Annotated in this window: 10 protein-coding genes; 6 read left to right on the top strand and 4 right to left on the bottom strand. The window is 62.4% G+C overall.

Annotation, left to right across the window (positions count from 1 at the left end; translation table 11 throughout):
* Nucleotides 1-26 precede the first annotated feature (26 nt).
* Nucleotides 27-1859 (top strand): hypothetical protein, encoded by a 1833-nt coding sequence (locus GGI48_RS19810; protein WP_179599686.1) that lies wholly within the window; start codon nt 27-29, stop codon nt 1857-1859.
* Nucleotides 1860-1880: 21 nt separating this feature from the next.
* Here the strand turns inward: GGI48_RS19810 and GGI48_RS19805 are convergent, their stop codons facing one another.
* Both GGI48_RS19805 and GGI48_RS19800 read right to left on the bottom strand, forming a co-directional pair.
* Nucleotides 1881-2204 carry a hypothetical protein gene (locus tag GGI48_RS19805; RefSeq protein WP_179599684.1) on the bottom strand — a complete coding sequence of 108 codons (324 nt, stop codon included), beginning with the start codon at nt 2202-2204 and terminating at the stop codon, nt 1881-1883.
* Nucleotides 2205-2417: 213 nt separating this feature from the next.
* The gene (locus GGI48_RS19800; RefSeq protein ID WP_047306171.1) at nt 2418-4856 is read right to left on the bottom strand and encodes a Lon protease family protein; all 2439 of its coding nucleotides are present in this window, start codon (nt 4854-4856) and stop codon (nt 2418-2420) included.
* A 276-nt stretch (nt 4857-5132) separates the two neighbouring features.
* Here GGI48_RS19800 and GGI48_RS19795 point away from each other — a divergent pair, with 276 nt between their 5' ends.
* The 4 genes from GGI48_RS19795 (at nt 5133) to GGI48_RS19780 (ending at nt 8589) form a co-directional block, all read left to right on the top strand.
* Nucleotides 5133-5621, top strand: coding sequence for a DUF3015 domain-containing protein (locus GGI48_RS19795; protein WP_016967017.1), 489 nt, complete (start codon nt 5133-5135; stop codon nt 5619-5621).
* A gap of 92 nt (nt 5622-5713) precedes the next feature.
* Nucleotides 5714-7567 carry a DUF4105 domain-containing protein gene (locus GGI48_RS19790; RefSeq protein ID WP_042941840.1) on the top strand — a complete coding sequence of 618 codons (1854 nt, stop codon included), beginning with the start codon at nt 5714-5716 and terminating at the stop codon, nt 7565-7567.
* 99 nt (nt 7568-7666) lie between these two features.
* Nucleotides 7667-8023 carry a hypothetical protein gene (locus GGI48_RS19785; protein ID WP_016967015.1) on the top strand — a complete coding sequence of 119 codons (357 nt, stop codon included), beginning with the start codon at nt 7667-7669 and terminating at the stop codon, nt 8021-8023.
* Between the two features lie 71 nt (nt 8024-8094).
* Nucleotides 8095-8589 carry a GreA/GreB family elongation factor gene (locus GGI48_RS19780; protein ID WP_179599682.1) on the top strand — a complete coding sequence of 165 codons (495 nt, stop codon included), beginning with the start codon at nt 8095-8097 and terminating at the stop codon, nt 8587-8589.
* A 6-nt stretch (nt 8590-8595) separates the two neighbouring features.
* Here GGI48_RS19780 and gdhA read toward each other — a convergent pair whose 3' ends face one another.
* Nucleotides 8596-9933, bottom strand: coding sequence for an NADP-specific glutamate dehydrogenase (gene gdhA, locus GGI48_RS19775; RefSeq protein WP_016967013.1), 1338 nt, complete (start codon nt 9931-9933; stop codon nt 8596-8598).
* Between the two features lie 323 nt (nt 9934-10256).
* Nucleotides 10257-11921 carry an energy-dependent translational throttle protein EttA gene (ettA, locus tag GGI48_RS19770; protein ID WP_016967012.1) on the bottom strand — a complete coding sequence of 555 codons (1665 nt, stop codon included), beginning with the start codon at nt 11919-11921 and terminating at the stop codon, nt 10257-10259.
* Between the two features lie 282 nt (nt 11922-12203).
* Between ettA and GGI48_RS19765 the strand changes: the two genes are divergently transcribed.
* Complete coding sequence (locus tag GGI48_RS19765; protein WP_179599680.1) at nt 12204-16052, top strand: bifunctional diguanylate cyclase/phosphodiesterase; 3849 nt, start codon at nt 12204-12206, stop codon at nt 16050-16052.
* Nucleotides 16053-16173: the final 121 nt, after the last annotated feature.

Here is a 16173-nt window from a genome sequence, read left to right as displayed (position 1 = left end):
CCGACATTGGACAGGAAGACAGGAAAATGGATTTGCGATTGCCTTTGACAAGCATCGGCCTTGGCCTGGTTCTGCTGATCAGCGGCGGCTGTTCACCCAGCGACGAAAACAAACAGGCCAGCCTCGAAGAGAGAACCAGGCAGTTCGAAGCCTCCCTGGACGCTATCGAGGACCCCAAGCTCAAAGAAGCCATCAGCGATCTCGGGGGCTCGCTGCTGCTGTTGGAGCGCGCCCAAGGCAAGCTTGCCAGCAAGCCGATCGACACCGAATACGGCGAGGACAGCCTGGCCCTGCTCAAGCATTACCCCACGCCAAAAGCCCTGGTGGATACCTACGTCAATGGCCTGTTCGTGTTGCGCAAACCTTCCAGCTCGGACTACCTGACCGACCTGCAACCGGTGTTTCCCTTCAGCTTCGACATGTCCGCGCAGTTCCCCTTTCCCCACGGCCTGGAGTGGCAGTCGGTCACCCTGAGCAACAAGAAAGTCATCCCCTTCCAACCTGAATGGTCGGAGACCGACCCGGGGATTCAACTGAGTCCCTCAAGCTCCAACCTGACCAACCCGGATGACCTGACAGTGACCTACCCCTTTATCGAGGGCCTGGAAGTCGACAACCAGAACCAGCCGCAGCCCGTCTCCCTGCGGGGCAAGCTTGAAGTGATCGCCCCCAGTCGCGTGCTCACCTTCGAGCTGACCCAGGCCGATATCGGCAAGCCACGCCAGGACGGCAACATCCGCCTGACCCTGCTGTCGCTGGAGAAAAACCTCGCCGAAATCGAACTGAACAACAGCACCCCGCTCCCCGAAGAGGCCAACGACACGTCGCTCAACCCGCTGTTGGCGCAAGCCCGGGACAGCACCGGCCAGATCCTGTCCCGCTCCGGTTCGATCAACGAAAGCGCGGCACAAATTGCCTTTTACCAACAGCAGCTGGCCCAGATGCAGAAGCAGAAAAGCTGGAGTGACGACTTCGAGAAACAACTGGAGAACGAGCAGAAGGCCTTCGAGCAAAAGCACACCAGTCATTACGCCAAGGTGTATTTCAATGGTGTGGTGGACAAGCTCGAGGTGGCCGTACTCGACTTCGCTCAGGCCAACGTCACACGCAAGGACCTGGACCTGCCGGTGCGTCGTTTCGACCGCAGCACCACCGACAAGGACGTCCAGCCGCTGCCCATGCCGGTGGTGGTCTACGACGATCAGGCGGCCAACTACCTCAAGGGCGCCCAGCTGGATGAGGAAACACTGAAGAAATCCGTGACCATCAGCCAATCGGTGGAAGATGCCAGCGCAATGCGCATCGAGTTCAGCCATCCACGGACCTTCAATGACGAACTGCTGGGCTCGGAGTTCAGCACCGGCGCCCCCCCCTTGACCTTCTTCACCCAGAACGACAAGGGCCAGCGGGGCGAACCGATCGAACTGCCGGACGAAGCCTTCGAGATCGACCCGCTGCGCGGCGTCATCACCTACGACCTCAACCTGTTTCCGGAAACCCCGGCTTACGCCGTGGGCTCCATTCCACTGTTCCTGGCCAGCATCAAGAAGGACAGCATCAGCACCCGACAGCTGCCCAAAGGACTCGAACTCAAGGGCAATGCGCTGATCGTGGACCAGAAACTCTTTCCCGCGGACGCCTGGCGTTTTTATGCCAAGGACGACAGCGGCCAGTACCTGAAGGAGATTCTCGCGACCAGCCATACCGCGTCGGCCGATGGTCCGGCACTGTTCGACGTGCACTACTTCTATGGCCAGCCCAGCCAATTGGAAAGCTACACCCGCAGCGACCTCGAAACCGTGGAATACGGCTTCGAGGTCAAGCTTGAGAAAAGCGAATCGACGCCGCCGGCGTCATGAACACCAGGGCTCGGGCTGGAACTAGAAGTCGCCGGCGCCGCGTACCCGTTCGCCATTGATCTGACGCAGTTGGGCCTGCAGATGCAGGCACCAGATCTGCGGATCGTTGGCCAGTTGATAGCCGTGAGTGGTCAGGCTTTCAACGATCGAATCGAGGATCGATTCGGCGACCACGGGGCCACAAAACGGTCCCTGGGACTTGATCGCTGAGGGTTGTTCACCGGCCATTCCGGCGGCGAAGAGAAGAGTCCACATACCGTTGTCCCCCGCCAGTGGGCGGACACTGCATTCGATACGGGTAACCAGGCCAAGGCATTGGCGGGTGAGACAAAGGTTGCGCGACATGGCGGCGACCCTCGGTAGAACCACTATTCAGTCTTCAATTGAGGACTGTTTCGATCCAGCGACGACTGTCGTTCTCCTTGCCCTGAGAATAGAAGAAAAGCCTGATAAACAAAGTTGAGCGATCCAACAGGCGCCGAATGGTCTATTTTGTCAAATTGACGTCAGACTCCCGACGCCGACAGCGAGGGACACCGCCCTCGCCATCGACAGCCATCACGCGGGCTTGGTTTCGCTCAGCGCCTCTTGCGCCAACTCCTTTTCCGCCTCCTTGAGATCCTCTTCACTGATCATCTCGGCGATGACCCGCAGACGCTCCACCACCCGCGCATTGACGCTGCCTTCTGGGAACTGCCCTTCGGCATCCGGCTCACCGGCCGGCTCCCCCACCAGCAGGCTCAGGGCCTCATCGGCCTGACGCACCGCGTAGACGTGGAACTGCCCGGCACGCACCGCCTGCAGCACTTTCTCGTCGAGCATCAGGGTGGCCACGTTGGCCTGGGGAATGATCGCTCCCTGCTCCCCCGTCAGACCGCGAGCCTCGCACAGGCGGAAGAAGCCTTCGATCTTCTCGTTGACCCCGCCCACCGCCTGCACTTCACCGAACTGGTTGATCGAGCCGGTGATGGCGAAACACTGCTTGAGCGGAGTTTTCGACAGCGCCGAAATCAACGTGCAGGCCTCGCCCAGGGAAGCACTGTCGCCGTCCACATAGCCGTAGGACTGCTCCAGGGCAATGCTCGCGGAAATCGCCAGAGGGAACTCCTGGGCATAACGACTGCCCAGGTAACCGGTCAGGATCATCACCCCCTTGGAGTGGATCGGCTGGCCAAGATTGACCTCACGCTCGATGTCGACAATGCCGCTGCCACCGGGATACACCGTGGCGGAAATCCGCGCCGGCACCCCGAACGCCGAGTCCCCGACTTCCAGCACCGTCAGGCCGTTGCACTTGCCCACGGCCGCGCCGTCGGTGTCGATCAGGATGATCCCGGCCAGCATGTCGTCGAGAATCCGCGCCGACACCCGACCGGTACGCGTGGCCTTGGCCTTCAACGCTCGTTCGATGTGCCCGGCGTCGGTCATTTCGTCCGAGGCCAGGTGACGGATGAAGTCGGCCTCGCTGACCAGCTGGAACAGATCGCCAATCCGCGCCGAGAGGCGCCCCTGGTGTTCCGCCAGACGCGCACTGTAGGTGGCCAGGCGCGCCACGGCATCGGCCGTCAGCGGCGCCATGCCCTCTTCCGAGGTACGGGTTTTGAGCAGTTGGGCGAATTGCTCCAGGCTCTCGTCCACCATCGGAATGTCTTCGTCGAAATCCACCAGCACCCGGAACATCTCCTGGAAGTCCGGGTCCAGGTCCTGCAGCGTGTAATACAGCTGGCGGGCACCGATGATGATGACCTTGACCTGCAACGGGATCATCTGCGGCGTCAGGGTCACGGTGGCCAGGCGCCCCATCTCGCCCAGCGGCGACTCCATCTTCAGCTTGCGCGACTGCAAGGCACGCTTGAGGGCGTCCCAGACAAAGGGCTCGCTGAGCATCTTTTCGGCCTCCAGGATCAGGAAGCCGCCATTGGCCCGATGCAAGGCACCGGGACGCAGTTGCCGGTAGGTGGTGTAGAGCGCGCCCTGGTCGGTGCTGTACTCGATCCGGCCAAACAGATTGTCGTAGGTCGGATGCGGCTCGAACACCACCGGCGCGCCGCCACTGGCCGGGTGACCCACCACCAGGCTCGGGCAGTACTGCTCTTCCAGCAGCTTGCGCGCCACCGCGTCGGTCTTGCTGTCGTCCACCAACTGCTCGACCACGGTCTTCAGCAGATAGACCTGCATGGCCTGCAGGTATCCACAGACCGCGGCGTTTTCCGCGTACTTCTCGGACAGCGGCGCGAGCAAGGGCTGCAAGGCCAGGGTGATGGTTTCTTCGTTGAGCTGGCGCAACTGGTTGCTCGACTCGCGCTTCCATTGCGGCAGGCTCGCCAGTTCTTCGTTGAGGCGTTCTTCCAGGGCGGAAATGTCCTCGTGGAAGCGCTCGCGATCGGCCTCCGGCAACTGAGCGAACTCGGCTTCGTCCAGGGCCTTGCCATCGAACATCGGGGTAAAGGCGATGTTGCTGCTGTCGCGGTACAGCGCCACGTCCTTTTCCAGGGCCAGACGCTCGATCACATCCAGGGCGCGGTCATAACGCTGGTTGAAGGCGCGGTCGATGGCGCTCTTCTTCTGCTGATAGGACGGATGCTCGAAAACCGCCGGGAAGGTCGCCAGCAGGTTGTCGATCAGGCCGTTGATGTCGCTGATGAAGCTGCCGGCGGCACCGGCCGGCAACTCCAGCGCCCTAGGCTCCCTGGGCTCGTCGAAATTGTTGACGTAGACCCAGTCGGACGGGGTCTGCAAGCGTTTGCCTTCGGCTTTCAGGTAGCGTTTGACGAAGGAGAAGCGGCCGGTGCCCGGCTCGCCCATGACAAACACGTTGTAACCGGGGCGCGGCATGGCCACGCCAAACTGCAAGGCTTCGACCGCACGTTCCTGGCCAAGCACACCGCGAAAGGGCTCCAAATCATTGGTGGTCGAGAAGCTGAACTGTTCAGCAGAGAAAGGGCGGGTCAGCGCTTCAGGCGCGAGACGCAGGCTGGCAGCAACAGGATCAGGCATCGGGCTTCCTTACATCAGGCGGGGCAGATGGCGGCATTCTGGCGCCGGGTATGCCCGGCTGGCAAGGCGCGCCTCAGGGGAAAGCATAGACAAGCCGGATACGCCCACCCCCGGCAAATAAAACCAGCTGTTTCAGGCACTGTTTGTAAAAAATCACGGAACCCAGGGAACCTGCCTAAACTCCAAACTGCGCGGCTGGATAGATAACCGGCCCACTGGTGCCCCCACGGGCCAGTCTCCCCCGTCCATTGGTATGCACACAAAGAGAACAACGCTATGAAACGGATTCTTCTCGGTACTCTTTTCACCGCTGTATCCCTCAACGCCATGGCTCAAGCGCCCGGCGGTCCGGATTGCGGCTGGGGCAACATGCTGTTCCAAGGCCAGCGTGGCACTCCGGCGCACTTCCTGGCCTCCACCACCAACGGCACCTCCGGCAACGCCACCTTTGGCATGACCTCCGGCACCAACGGTTGCTCCACCAACGCATCGCTGACCTACGGCGGCAAGTCCTGGTTCGCCATGAACGGCATGATGAACGAGCTCTCCGAAGACATGGCCAAGGGGCAAGGCGAAGCCCTGACCACCTATGCCGTGGTACTCGGCGTAGCCCCTGAAGACCGTGCGCATTTTGCCGCGGTGACCCACGAACACTTCCAACAGATCTTCAGCAAGGCTGACGTGACCGCGGAAGATGTGCACACCAATACCCTGGCCGTGTTGAAGAACGATGCGCGCCTGGCGAAATACGCCACTCCCGCTTAAGCTCGACCCGCCCGCTTCCTCCGGGGAGCGGGTTTTGTTTTCCGGACCTTGCCCATCTTGGGTCTTTGTATTTCCGACTTAAGTTGCCCACCATGCTCAAACGCCTTGCCTACCTGGCGCTCTGTGTCTGCGCCCCGCTGTATGCCGCGCCCCAGATCGACCCTCAACGTTTGCAGCAACTGGCCCACGACCCCTTCTGGATTTCCATCGGCCATTACGAAACCGCCAAGCTCGGCGGCTGGCGCAGTTACGTCAGCGACCCGAAGTTCTTCCTCGCGGCCGACGGCGCCCACCACCCCGATGCCGAGCTGGCCGCCACCCTGAAAGCCCTCTACGCCCCGGCCGACGCGGGTGACCGGCATGCCCAGTGCGTCTACCCATCCCGCACCCGCTGGCTCAAGGCCCAACTGGGCCTGAACGATTTGCCGCGAGTGGAGTGCGCCGAATTCAACCAGTGGTTCAAGGATGTCTCGCCCCACAGCACGGTGATGATCTTTCCCGCCGCGTACTTGAACAGCCCGTCGTCGATGTTCGGCCACACCCTGCTGCGCATCGACCAGGCCGACGTGCAGAGCAACCACACCGCCCTGCTCAGCTACGCGATCAACTTCGGCGCTTACATCGAAGGGTCCGACAACAGCATTCTGTACGCCTGGAAAGGCCTGATGGGCGGCTACCCGGGACTGTTCGCCCTGGTGCCCTACCAGGAAAAGCTCTCGGAATACCGCAGCCTGGAAAACCGCGACCTGTGGGAATACCGGCTGAACCTGACACAAGCCGAAACCGAACGCATGGTGGAGCACGTCTGGGAACTCAAGCAGATCAAGTTCGACTACTTCTTCTTCGACGAGAACTGCTCCTACCGCCTGCTGGAACTGCTGCAGGTGGCTCGCCCCAGCCTGCGCCTGACCGGCCAGTTCCCCCTGACCGCCATTCCCACCGACACGGTCAAGGCAGTCAAGGACGCCGGCCTGGTGGAGAAGATCGACTATCGCCCGTCCCGTGAGCGGGAGCTGCTCAGCCGCGCCCAGCCCCTGAGCCACGACGAACAGCAGTGGGTCCTCAAGGTCAGCGCCGATCAGAAACAATTGCAGACAGGCCCATTCAAGGCCCTGCCCCGGGACCGCCAGGCCTTGATCGTCGATGCCGCCTACCGCCTTGAGCGCTACCGGGCCAACGGCCTGGAGCGCGATGCCGAGCGTTCCCAGCGCAGCTTCGAGCTGCTGCGGGCGATCAACCAGAACCCGGCGCCAGAGCTGCAAATAAAGCGGCCCGGCCTGCCGGAAGACGGCCACCAGTCCCGCACCTGGCAACTGGGGGTCGGCACCCGGGACGACAAGGCCTTTGCCGAGTACGGCCTGCGCATGGCCTATCACGACCTGAACGACAACGCCGAAGGCTTTCCCCTGGGGGCACAGATCGAAATCCTGCAGATGAAACTGCGCCAGTACGAAGGCAACCACTGGCAGCTGCAACAGCTGGACCTAGCCACCATCCGCTCCCTCACCCCACGCAACGAGCTGCTGCAACCCTGGTCCTGGCAGGTCACCGGTGGCCTGGAACGGGTGCCGGGCAAGCACGACGACGAAACCCTGGTCAGCCATGTCAACGGTGGTGCCGGTGGCACCTGGCAGCTGGGCGAAGACACGCTGGGTTTTGCCCTGGGCACCGTGCGGGTCGAGCACAACGCCGATTTCGCCGGTTTCATCGCCCCGGCGGCAGGCTTCAACTCCGGGCTGCTGTGGAAGAACCCGCTGGGCAACTTCAGCCTTGAAGCCAAGGGCGATTACTTCACCAATGGCGAAGTGCGCCGCAGCCTGAGCCTCAACCAGCAATGGGAACTGTCGCGCAACCTGGGCCTGCGTTTGAGCGCGCAACGGCAGTTCAGCCAGTTGGCGACCCCGGTCAACGAAGTGCTGCTCGAACTCAAGTGGTATCACTATTAAGCGCAGCCGCAAGCTTCGAGCTGTTAGCGACAAGGTTTTCACGCCTCGCCGACAATCGCCCTTCTAGACTTCACTCAGGTGAAGCCCGGGAGTTTCTGGATGTGGCGTTATGCTGGGGCGGTGCTGGCACTGGCCCTGATCGGTGGTTGTGAGTCGAACCACGAGTATTTGCTCAAGCAAGGCTATCCGCCGGCCTTTGTCGACGGCTTCGACGCGGGCTGCGTCAGTGGACGCCAGGCGGCGGGGTCGATACGCGGGGAGTTCCGCAAGGACGTGCCGCGCTACCTCAAGGAGCCGCAATACGCCGCAGGCTGGGACGACGGTTTCCGCCAATGCCAGGCGATGCTGGAGAATCAGGACCGCAACGACTATCGAACGCGGCACTGGGACGAGCGGGAACGGGCCTGGCAACAGGAAAAGGACCGCGACGCGGCCCGGGCCTATCGCTCGCAATAGGTCGCTTTCAGGCAACTGCCCGGTTCAAAAGCCTGCGACCATGGTCCAGCCCTCCACTCCAGGAGCACATCATGAGCCGCGCTTTCGTCAATGAAGATCAGGCCGCAGCCCAGGCCGAGCAACCGGTGGAACGCCAGATCAGCGACCAGCCCAACTACGTCACGCCCCAGGGCTTTGCCGAACTGCAGGCTAAAGTCGCCCTGCTGCACAGCCAGCACAGTGAGCAGCATGATCAGGGGGACGACGCGGACCAGCAGCGGCTGGCCGAGCTGGAGCGCGACCTGCGTTATTTCACCCAGCGCCTGCACAGCGCCCAGGTGGTCACGGCGGCCACTTCGACCAACAAGGTACAGATCGGCAGCCGCGTGACCTTCGCCGATGAACAGGATCATCAGCAAAGCGTGCAACTGGTCGGGGAGGATCAAGCCGATGCGGCTCGGGGTCTGATCAACTGGGCCTCGCCCCTGGGTCGTGCCCTGTTGGGAGCACAACCCGGTGACGAGGTTCTGTGGCAACGGCCGGCGGGCAATCAGCTGATCGAAATCATCCGCATCGAACCGGCCTGAGACGCCTCAGACCACGCCCTGGGCCAGCATGGCATCGGCCACTTTGACGAAACCGGCGATGTTCGCGCCCTTGACGTAGTTGATCCGGCCATTCTCTTCGCCGTAGTGCACGCAAGCGTGGTGGATCGACTGCATGATGTTGTGCAGCTTGCTGTCCACTTCTCCCGCGGTCCACAGCAGGCGCATGGCGTTCTGCGACATCTCCAGGCCGCTGACCGCGACGCCGCCGGCGTTGGAGGCCTTGCCCGGGGCGAACAGGATGCCCGCGTCGATAAAGATATCCACAGCCTCCAGGGTGGTCGGCATGTTGGCGCCTTCGGCGACACAGGTGCAGCCATTGCGCAACAGGTTGCGGGCGGCTTCGGCGTCCAGTTCGTTCTGCGTGGCGCAAGGCAGGGCAATATCGCAGGCCAGATCCCAAGGGGTCTTACCGGCACGGAACTCCAGGCCGAAGCGGGCCGCCAGCTCGCTGATCCGTCCACGCTGCACGTTCTTCAGCTCCAGTACCGCCAGCCACTGCTCCTCGCTCAGGCCCGACTCGCAGTACAGGGTGCCTTCGGAATCGGACAGGGAAATCACTTTGCCCCCCAGGTCCATGACTTTGCGGGCCGCGTACTGGGCCACATTGCCGGAGCCGGAGATCGCCACTCGCTTGCCTTCAACCCGGTCGCCGCGACGCTTGAGCATTTCCTCGGCGAAGTACACGCAACCGAATCCTGTGGCTTCCGGACGAATCAGGCTGCCGCCGTAGCTGATGCCCTTGCCAGTCAGCACGGACGTGAACTGATTGCTCAGGCGCTTGTACTGGCCAAAGAGGAAGCCGATCTCCCGGGCGCCAACGCCAATGTCGCCTGCTGGCACGTCCACATCAGCGCCGATATGCCGGTACAGCTCGGTCATGAACGCCTGGCAGAAGCGCATGACTTCGGCATCGCTCTTGCCTTTGGGGTTGAAGTCCGAGCCGCCCTTGCCGCCGCCCATGGGCAGGGAGGTCAGAGAGTTTTTGAAGGTCTGCTCGAAGGCGAGGAATTTCAGCACCCCCATGTTGACCGACGGATGGAAGCGCAAGCCGCCCTTGTAGGGGCCGATGGCGCTGTTCATCTGGATGCGGAAGCCGCGGTTGACCCTGACCTTGCCTTGATCGTCGACCCAGGACACACGAAACACCACGGTGCGCTCCGGCTCGCAGATTCGCTCGAGAATGCCGGAGCTCAGGTAGTGCGGATTGGCTTCGAGAAATGGCCAGAGGCTGCGCAAGACCTCTTCCACCGCCTGGTGAAACTCGGGCTGGTCCGGGTCGCGCTTTTTCAGGCGGGCGAGGAAGTCTTCGACGGATTCGATCATGGGAAGTCTCGGCAAATTTATTGTCGCTAAGGGGAGATTTGCCCGGGACTTTATCAATTCAACTCGCACCGCGACAGCGCAAAATGTCGCAGATATGAATTTAAATGGTGCATTAGATATAAATGGCGACGATTTTCAGGGGTTTTGTGCACGGATTTGGTGGCACAAATTGCAAGGTCCGCACGCTTTTGGGGAGTCGCAGAAAACCCTTCGCCGGCCAGCCAACGCCCAGCGCCACAGCCGTATTGCTCTAGGAATCGGCTGGCCGACGCACGAAAAAAAACGGAGCCCGAAGGCTCCGTTTGTTTCAAGCAGCGGGCCGATCAGGCCAGCTTCTTGTGCCGCACACGGTGCGGTTGCGCTGCGGCTTCGCCCAGGCGCTTCTTGCGATCGGCCTCGTACTCGGTGTAGTTGCCTTCGAAGAACACCGCTTGGGAATCGTCTTCGTAAGCCAGGATGTGCGTGGCCACCCGGTCCAGGAACCACCGGTCGTGGGAGATCACAATGGCGGCGCCCGGGAAGTCCAGCAGGGCTTCTTCCAGGGAACGCAGGGTTTCAACGTCGAGGTCGTTGGACGGTTCGTCGAGCAGCAGGACGTTGCCGCCCTCTTTCAAGGTCAGGGCCAGGTGCAGGCGGCCACGCTCACCACCGGACAGGTCCTTGACGAACTTCTGCTGGTCGCCGCCCTTGAAGTTGAAACGGCCGACGTAGGTGCGCGACGGGATCTCGTAGTTGCCGATGCGGATCTGGTCGGAACCGTCGGAAATCTGCTGGAACACGGTCTTGCTGCCGTCCAGGTCCTCACGGCTCTGGTCCACACAGGCAAGTTGCACGGTTTCGCCGATCTCGATGCTGCCCGAATCCGGGGTTTCCTTGCCCATGATCATGCGGAACAGGGTCGACTTACCGGCACCGTTGCCGCCGATCACGCCGACGATGGCGCCTTTGGGCATGGAGAACGACAGGTTGTCGATCAGCACGCGATCGCCATAGCCCTTGGTGACGTTCTTGAACTCGATGACCTTGTCACCCAGGCGCGGACCGGCCGGGATGTAGATCTCGTTGGTTTCGCTGCGCTTCTGGAATTCCTGGGACTGCATTTCCTCGAAGCGTTGCAGACGGGCCTTGGATTTCGACTGACGGGCCTTGGCGCCTTTGCGCACCCACTCCAGCTCTTCCTTCATGGCCTTTTCATGGGCCGACTGCTGCTTGGATTCCTGGGCCAGACGCGCGGACTTGGCTTCCAGCCAACCCGAGTAGTTGCCCTCGTATGGAATGCCCGCGCCGCGGTCGAGCTCGAGAATCCAGCCGGCGACGTTGTCGAGGAAGTAACGGTCGTGCGTGATCGCGACTACGGTGCCCGGGAAGTCGTGGAGGAAATGCTCCAGCCAGGCCACCGAGTCGGCATCCAGGTGGTTGGTCGGTTCGTCCAGCAGCAGCATGTCGGGGGCCGACAGCAGCAGGCGGCACAGGGCCACACGACGCTTTTCACCACCGGACAGGTGCTCGACCTTGGCGTCCCAAGCCGGCAGGCGCAGTGCGTCGGCGGCCACTTCCAGCTGGCGCTCCAGGTTATGGCCGTCGCTGGCTTGCAGGATGGCTTCCAGCTTGGCCTGCTCGGCGGCCAGCTTGTCGAAGTCGGCATCCGGCTCGGCGTAGGCGGCGTAGACTTCGTCCAGGCGTGCCTGGGCGTCCTTGATCACGCTCACCGCTTCCTCGACCACTTCACGCACGGTCTTGGTGGGATCGAGCTGTGGTTCCTGAGGCAGGTAGCCGATGTTCAGGTCCGGCATCGGACGGGCTTCACCTTCGAACTCGGTGTCGACGCCGGCCATGATTTTCAGCAGCGTGGACTTACCCGAACCGTTGAGGCCCAGCACGCCGATCTTGGCGCCGGGGAAAAAAGACAGGGAGATGTTTTTCAGGATTTCCCGCTTCGGCGGAACAACTTTGCCCAGCCGATGCATGGTGAAGACGTATTGAGCCATGGTGAACCTAGCGTCAGTGACTGATGAATAGAACGGGCCGGGCCCGGGCCAGGCCATGCGCAGCGCCGGCATTGACCATGATCAACACCGACGGGCGGAAAAAGCCTGATGGTCTGGAGCTGGAACGCTCCCGCGTAACCGGCAAAACTACCTCAATGCACGACCCAGGTCCAGCCAGGCGGGACTGGCACTTTGCCACAACTCAAGGCATGCTAGCCGCCCTTCGGGCGTCCGGCTTATAGTGCACGTCGCGCCAGCCCAGCCAAACCGCAGGATCACAGCTTGTCCAACGTCATTTCGCCACAGCCCGCGCGCGCTAAAGCCTCCGCGTCGGCCTATCCTTTGCGGGGCACACTCAAAGGCGCACTGGCAACGCTGGTGCTGCTGCTCCTGGCTCTGTTGTTCTGGCAACTGCTCGATCAACTGCAGCAGACCCGCAAGAACCAGCGTCAACAAGCAATCGACTACAGTGCCGAACTGGCCGACCACCTGAGCCTGAACCTGGCACTCAATGCGCAGATCGCCCTCAATCTGCTACCGATCGTCGAATCGCCCCAGGACAGCCAGCAACAGCAGCAATTGCTGCACAAGCTCCAGCGCTCCTTGCCGGATGTGCGCAGCTTTGCCTTGCTGGACGCCTCCGGCCAGATACTCAGCGACAGTGCCAGCGACAGCCATGACGCCCCCTGGCTCGCCGAGCTGATCCAGCGCAGCCACTTGCAGCGCTACTACTACAGCAACCCCGCCGACGGTTCGGTGGTGCATGTGCTGCTGCACCAGTCCAGCGGCGCCAGCCCCAGCTACTGGGTACTGCGCCTGGCGCCCAGCTTCCTGCAGACCCTGGTGCGCCAGAGCGAAGGGAGCTTCAAGCCGACCTGGGTGATCGAGAACCGCCTCAGCCGCCAGGTGATCAAGCGCGACGAGCACAGCACCCCGACCCCGGGCATGCTGGAACCCGATGAAATGGCCGACAGCGCACTGCTGGTGCCCCTGAGCAACAGTGACTGGCAACTGCGCGGCCTGTTCGACCAGCAGGCCGTGATCGAGGAACTGCTGCCGGCCTTTATTGGCAAATGCCTGTTGGGCCTGGCCTTCTCCCTGCTGCCGGTGATCGCCCTGTTGAACATGCGCCGGCGCCAGCGCCAGTTGCACGAGGGCCGGCGGCGCTACCAGGACATTTTCGAAGGCACCGGCGTGGCCCTGTGCGTCATGGATATCGCCGGGCTTCCGGAATTGCTCGACAAACACCATGTGCACAACAGCGACCAGCTCAAGCGCTGGCAGGCCAGCCATCCGGACCATCGCCAGCAACTGCTGCGCGAATTGCGCATCACCGAAGTCAATCAGGTGGCTCTGCGCCTGCTCAATGTCGAATCCAGCGACCAGGCCTGGCAACTGCTGATCGAAGGCTGCCCGAAGAACGGCAACGCGATCGGCAGCCAATTGCTGGAAGCGGTGGTCAACCAGCAGAAACAGCTGGAACTGGAAATCAAGCTCAGCGACGCCCAGGGCAATGACCAGCACCTGTGGCTGGTCCTGCGCCTGCCTGAGGCCGTCGAGGACTACAGCGCGGTGATCCTCAGCATCAGCGACATCACCAGTCGCAAGCTGATCGAGCTGTCGCTGCTGGAGCGCGAGGGGTTCTGGTCCGACGTGGTGCGCACCGTGCCCGATCACCTGTATGTGCAGGATGTGATCAGCCAACGGATGATCTTCAGCAACCACCACCTGGGCCAGACCCTGGGCTACAACAAGACCGAACTGCACCAGATGGGCGAGTACTTCTGGGAAATCCTCCTGCACCCGGAAGACGCCGACCTCTATCACCGCCTGCGCCAGGAACAGCGCCACTCGGCCTACGCCCAGCTCCTGCAATGCCAACTGCGCTTCCGCCACCGCAGCGGCCAGTGGCGGCGCTTCGAGATCCGCGAGCAGGCCCTGGCCCGGGATCGCTACGACCAGGTGACGCGAATCATCGGCGTGGCCAAGGACATCACCGACCAGATCGAGGCCAGCGAGTCGCTGCGTGACAGCGAGCAACGCTACCGCATGCTCGCCGAAAGCATCAGCGACGTGATCTTCTCCACCGACAGCAAGCTCTCGCTGAACTACGTCAGCCCTTCGGTGCATGCCGTACTGGGCTACGACGTGGAATGGATCTTCCAGAACGGCTGGCAATCGACCATCGCCAACCCGCAGCAACTGACCGGTATCTATGCCCTGATGGACCGGGTCAGCAAGGCCCTGGACAAACCCGAGCAACTGGCGCAATTGCGCAGTCAGGTGCAGACCCAGCTGTTCCTGTTCGACTGCCTGCGGGCCGACGGCCGCAAGATCCCCATCGAACTGCGCCTGGTCCTGGTGTGGGACGAGCACGGCGCGTTCGAAGGCGTGCTCGGGGTCGGCCGCGACATCAGCCAACAGCGCCGGGCGGAAAAGGACCTGCGCATGGCGGCCACGGTATTCGAACACTCGACCTCGGCGATCCTGATCACCGACCCGGCCGGCTACATCGTCCAGGCCAACGAAGCCTTCAGCCGGGTCAGCGGCTACGCCGTGTCCCAGGTGCTCGATCAGTTGCCCAACATGCTCACCGTCGACGAGCAGCAGGAAGCCCACCTGCGCTACGTGCTCAAGCAGTTGCACCAGCACAGCACCTGGGAAGGCGAGGTCTGGCTCAAGCGCCGCAATGGCGAACACTACCCGGCCTGGGTCGGCATCACCGCGGTGCTCGACGACGAAGGCGACCTGGCCAGCTACGTGTGCTTCTTCAGCGACATCAGCGAGCGCAAGGCCAGCGAACAGCGGATTCACCGCCTGGCCTACTACGACGCCCTGACCCACCTGCCCAACCGCACGCTGTTCCAGGATCGCCTGCATACCGCGCTGCAATCGGCGGAGCGGCAGAAGTCCTGGGTGGTGCTGATGTTCCTCGACCTGGACCGCTTCAAGCCGATCAACGACTCCCTGGGCCACGCCGCGGGGGATCGCATGCTCAAGGAAATGGCCACTCGCCTGCTCGGTTGTGTCGACGATGACGACACCGTGGCGCGCATGGGTGGCGACGAATTCACCCTGCTCCTGCAACCGCGCGCCAGCCGCGAGATCGCCCTGAACCGGGCCATCAATGTGGCCGAGAAAATCCTCGCCAGCCTGGTCAAGCCCTTCGTCCTCGAAGGCCGCGAGTTCTTTGTCACCGCCAGTATCGGCATCGCCCTGAGTCCGCAGGACGGCAACGAACTGAGCCAGTTGATGAAGAACGCCGACACCGCGATGTACCACGCCAAGGAGCGCGGCAAGAACAACTTCCAGTTCTACCAGGCCGACATGAACGCCAGCGCCCTGGAGCGCCTGGAGCTGGAAAGCGACCTGCGCCACGCCCTGGAGCAGGAAGAGTTCGTGCTCTATTACCAGCCGCAGTTCAGCGGCGATGGCAAGCGCCTGACCGGCGCCGAGGCGCTGCTGCGCTGGCGGCATCCGCGGCGCGGCCTGGTGCCGCCGGGGGATTTCATTCCGGTGCTCGAAGAACTGGGTCTGGTGGTGGATGTCGGCGACTGGGTGATCAGCGAAGCCTGCCGCCAGCTCAAGGCCTGGCACCAGGCCAAGGTGCGGGTGCCGAAGGTTTCAGTGAACATCTCCGCGCGGCAGTTCTCCGACGGCCAGCTGGGCATGCGCATTGCCACCATCCTCAAGGACACCGGCCTGCCGCCGGCGTGCCTGGAGCTGGAGCTGACCGAAAGTATCCTGATGCGCGAAGTCAGCGAGGCGATGCAGATTCTCGACGGCCTGAAGAACCTCGGCCTGAGCATCGCGGTGGACGACTTCGGCACCGGTTATTCGTCGCTCAACTACCTCAAGCAGTTCCCCATCGACGTGCTGAAGATCGACCGCACCTTCGTCGACGGCCTGCCGTCCGGCGAGCAGGATGCACAGATCGCCCGCGCCATCATCGCCATGGCCCACAGCCTGAACCTGGCGGTGATCGCCGAGGGCGTGGAAACCCACGAACAGCTGGAATTCCTGCGCGAACACGGCTGCGACGAGGTCCAGGGCTACCTGTTCGGCCGGCCGATGCCGGCCAATCGCTTCGAGGCGCAATTCAGCAACGACGCCCTGTTCATGTTCGACTAGAAGCAGTGGCAAGCTTCAAGCGACCAGCGGCAAGAAAGCATGGCGGTTTTCTGCCTGCGGCTTGCTGCTCGTCACTTGAACGCTGCTTCTATGCGACATGATGTCCTTTCATATGCCATCT

The sequence above is a fragment of the Pseudomonas protegens genome, from assembly GCF_013407925.2.
GTDB lineage: Bacteria > Pseudomonadota > Gammaproteobacteria > Pseudomonadales > Pseudomonadaceae > Aquipseudomonas > Aquipseudomonas fluorescens_AP.
The sequence above is the reverse complement of the archived record's forward strand: the minus strand, read 5'-3'. Positions and strand labels throughout refer to the sequence as shown.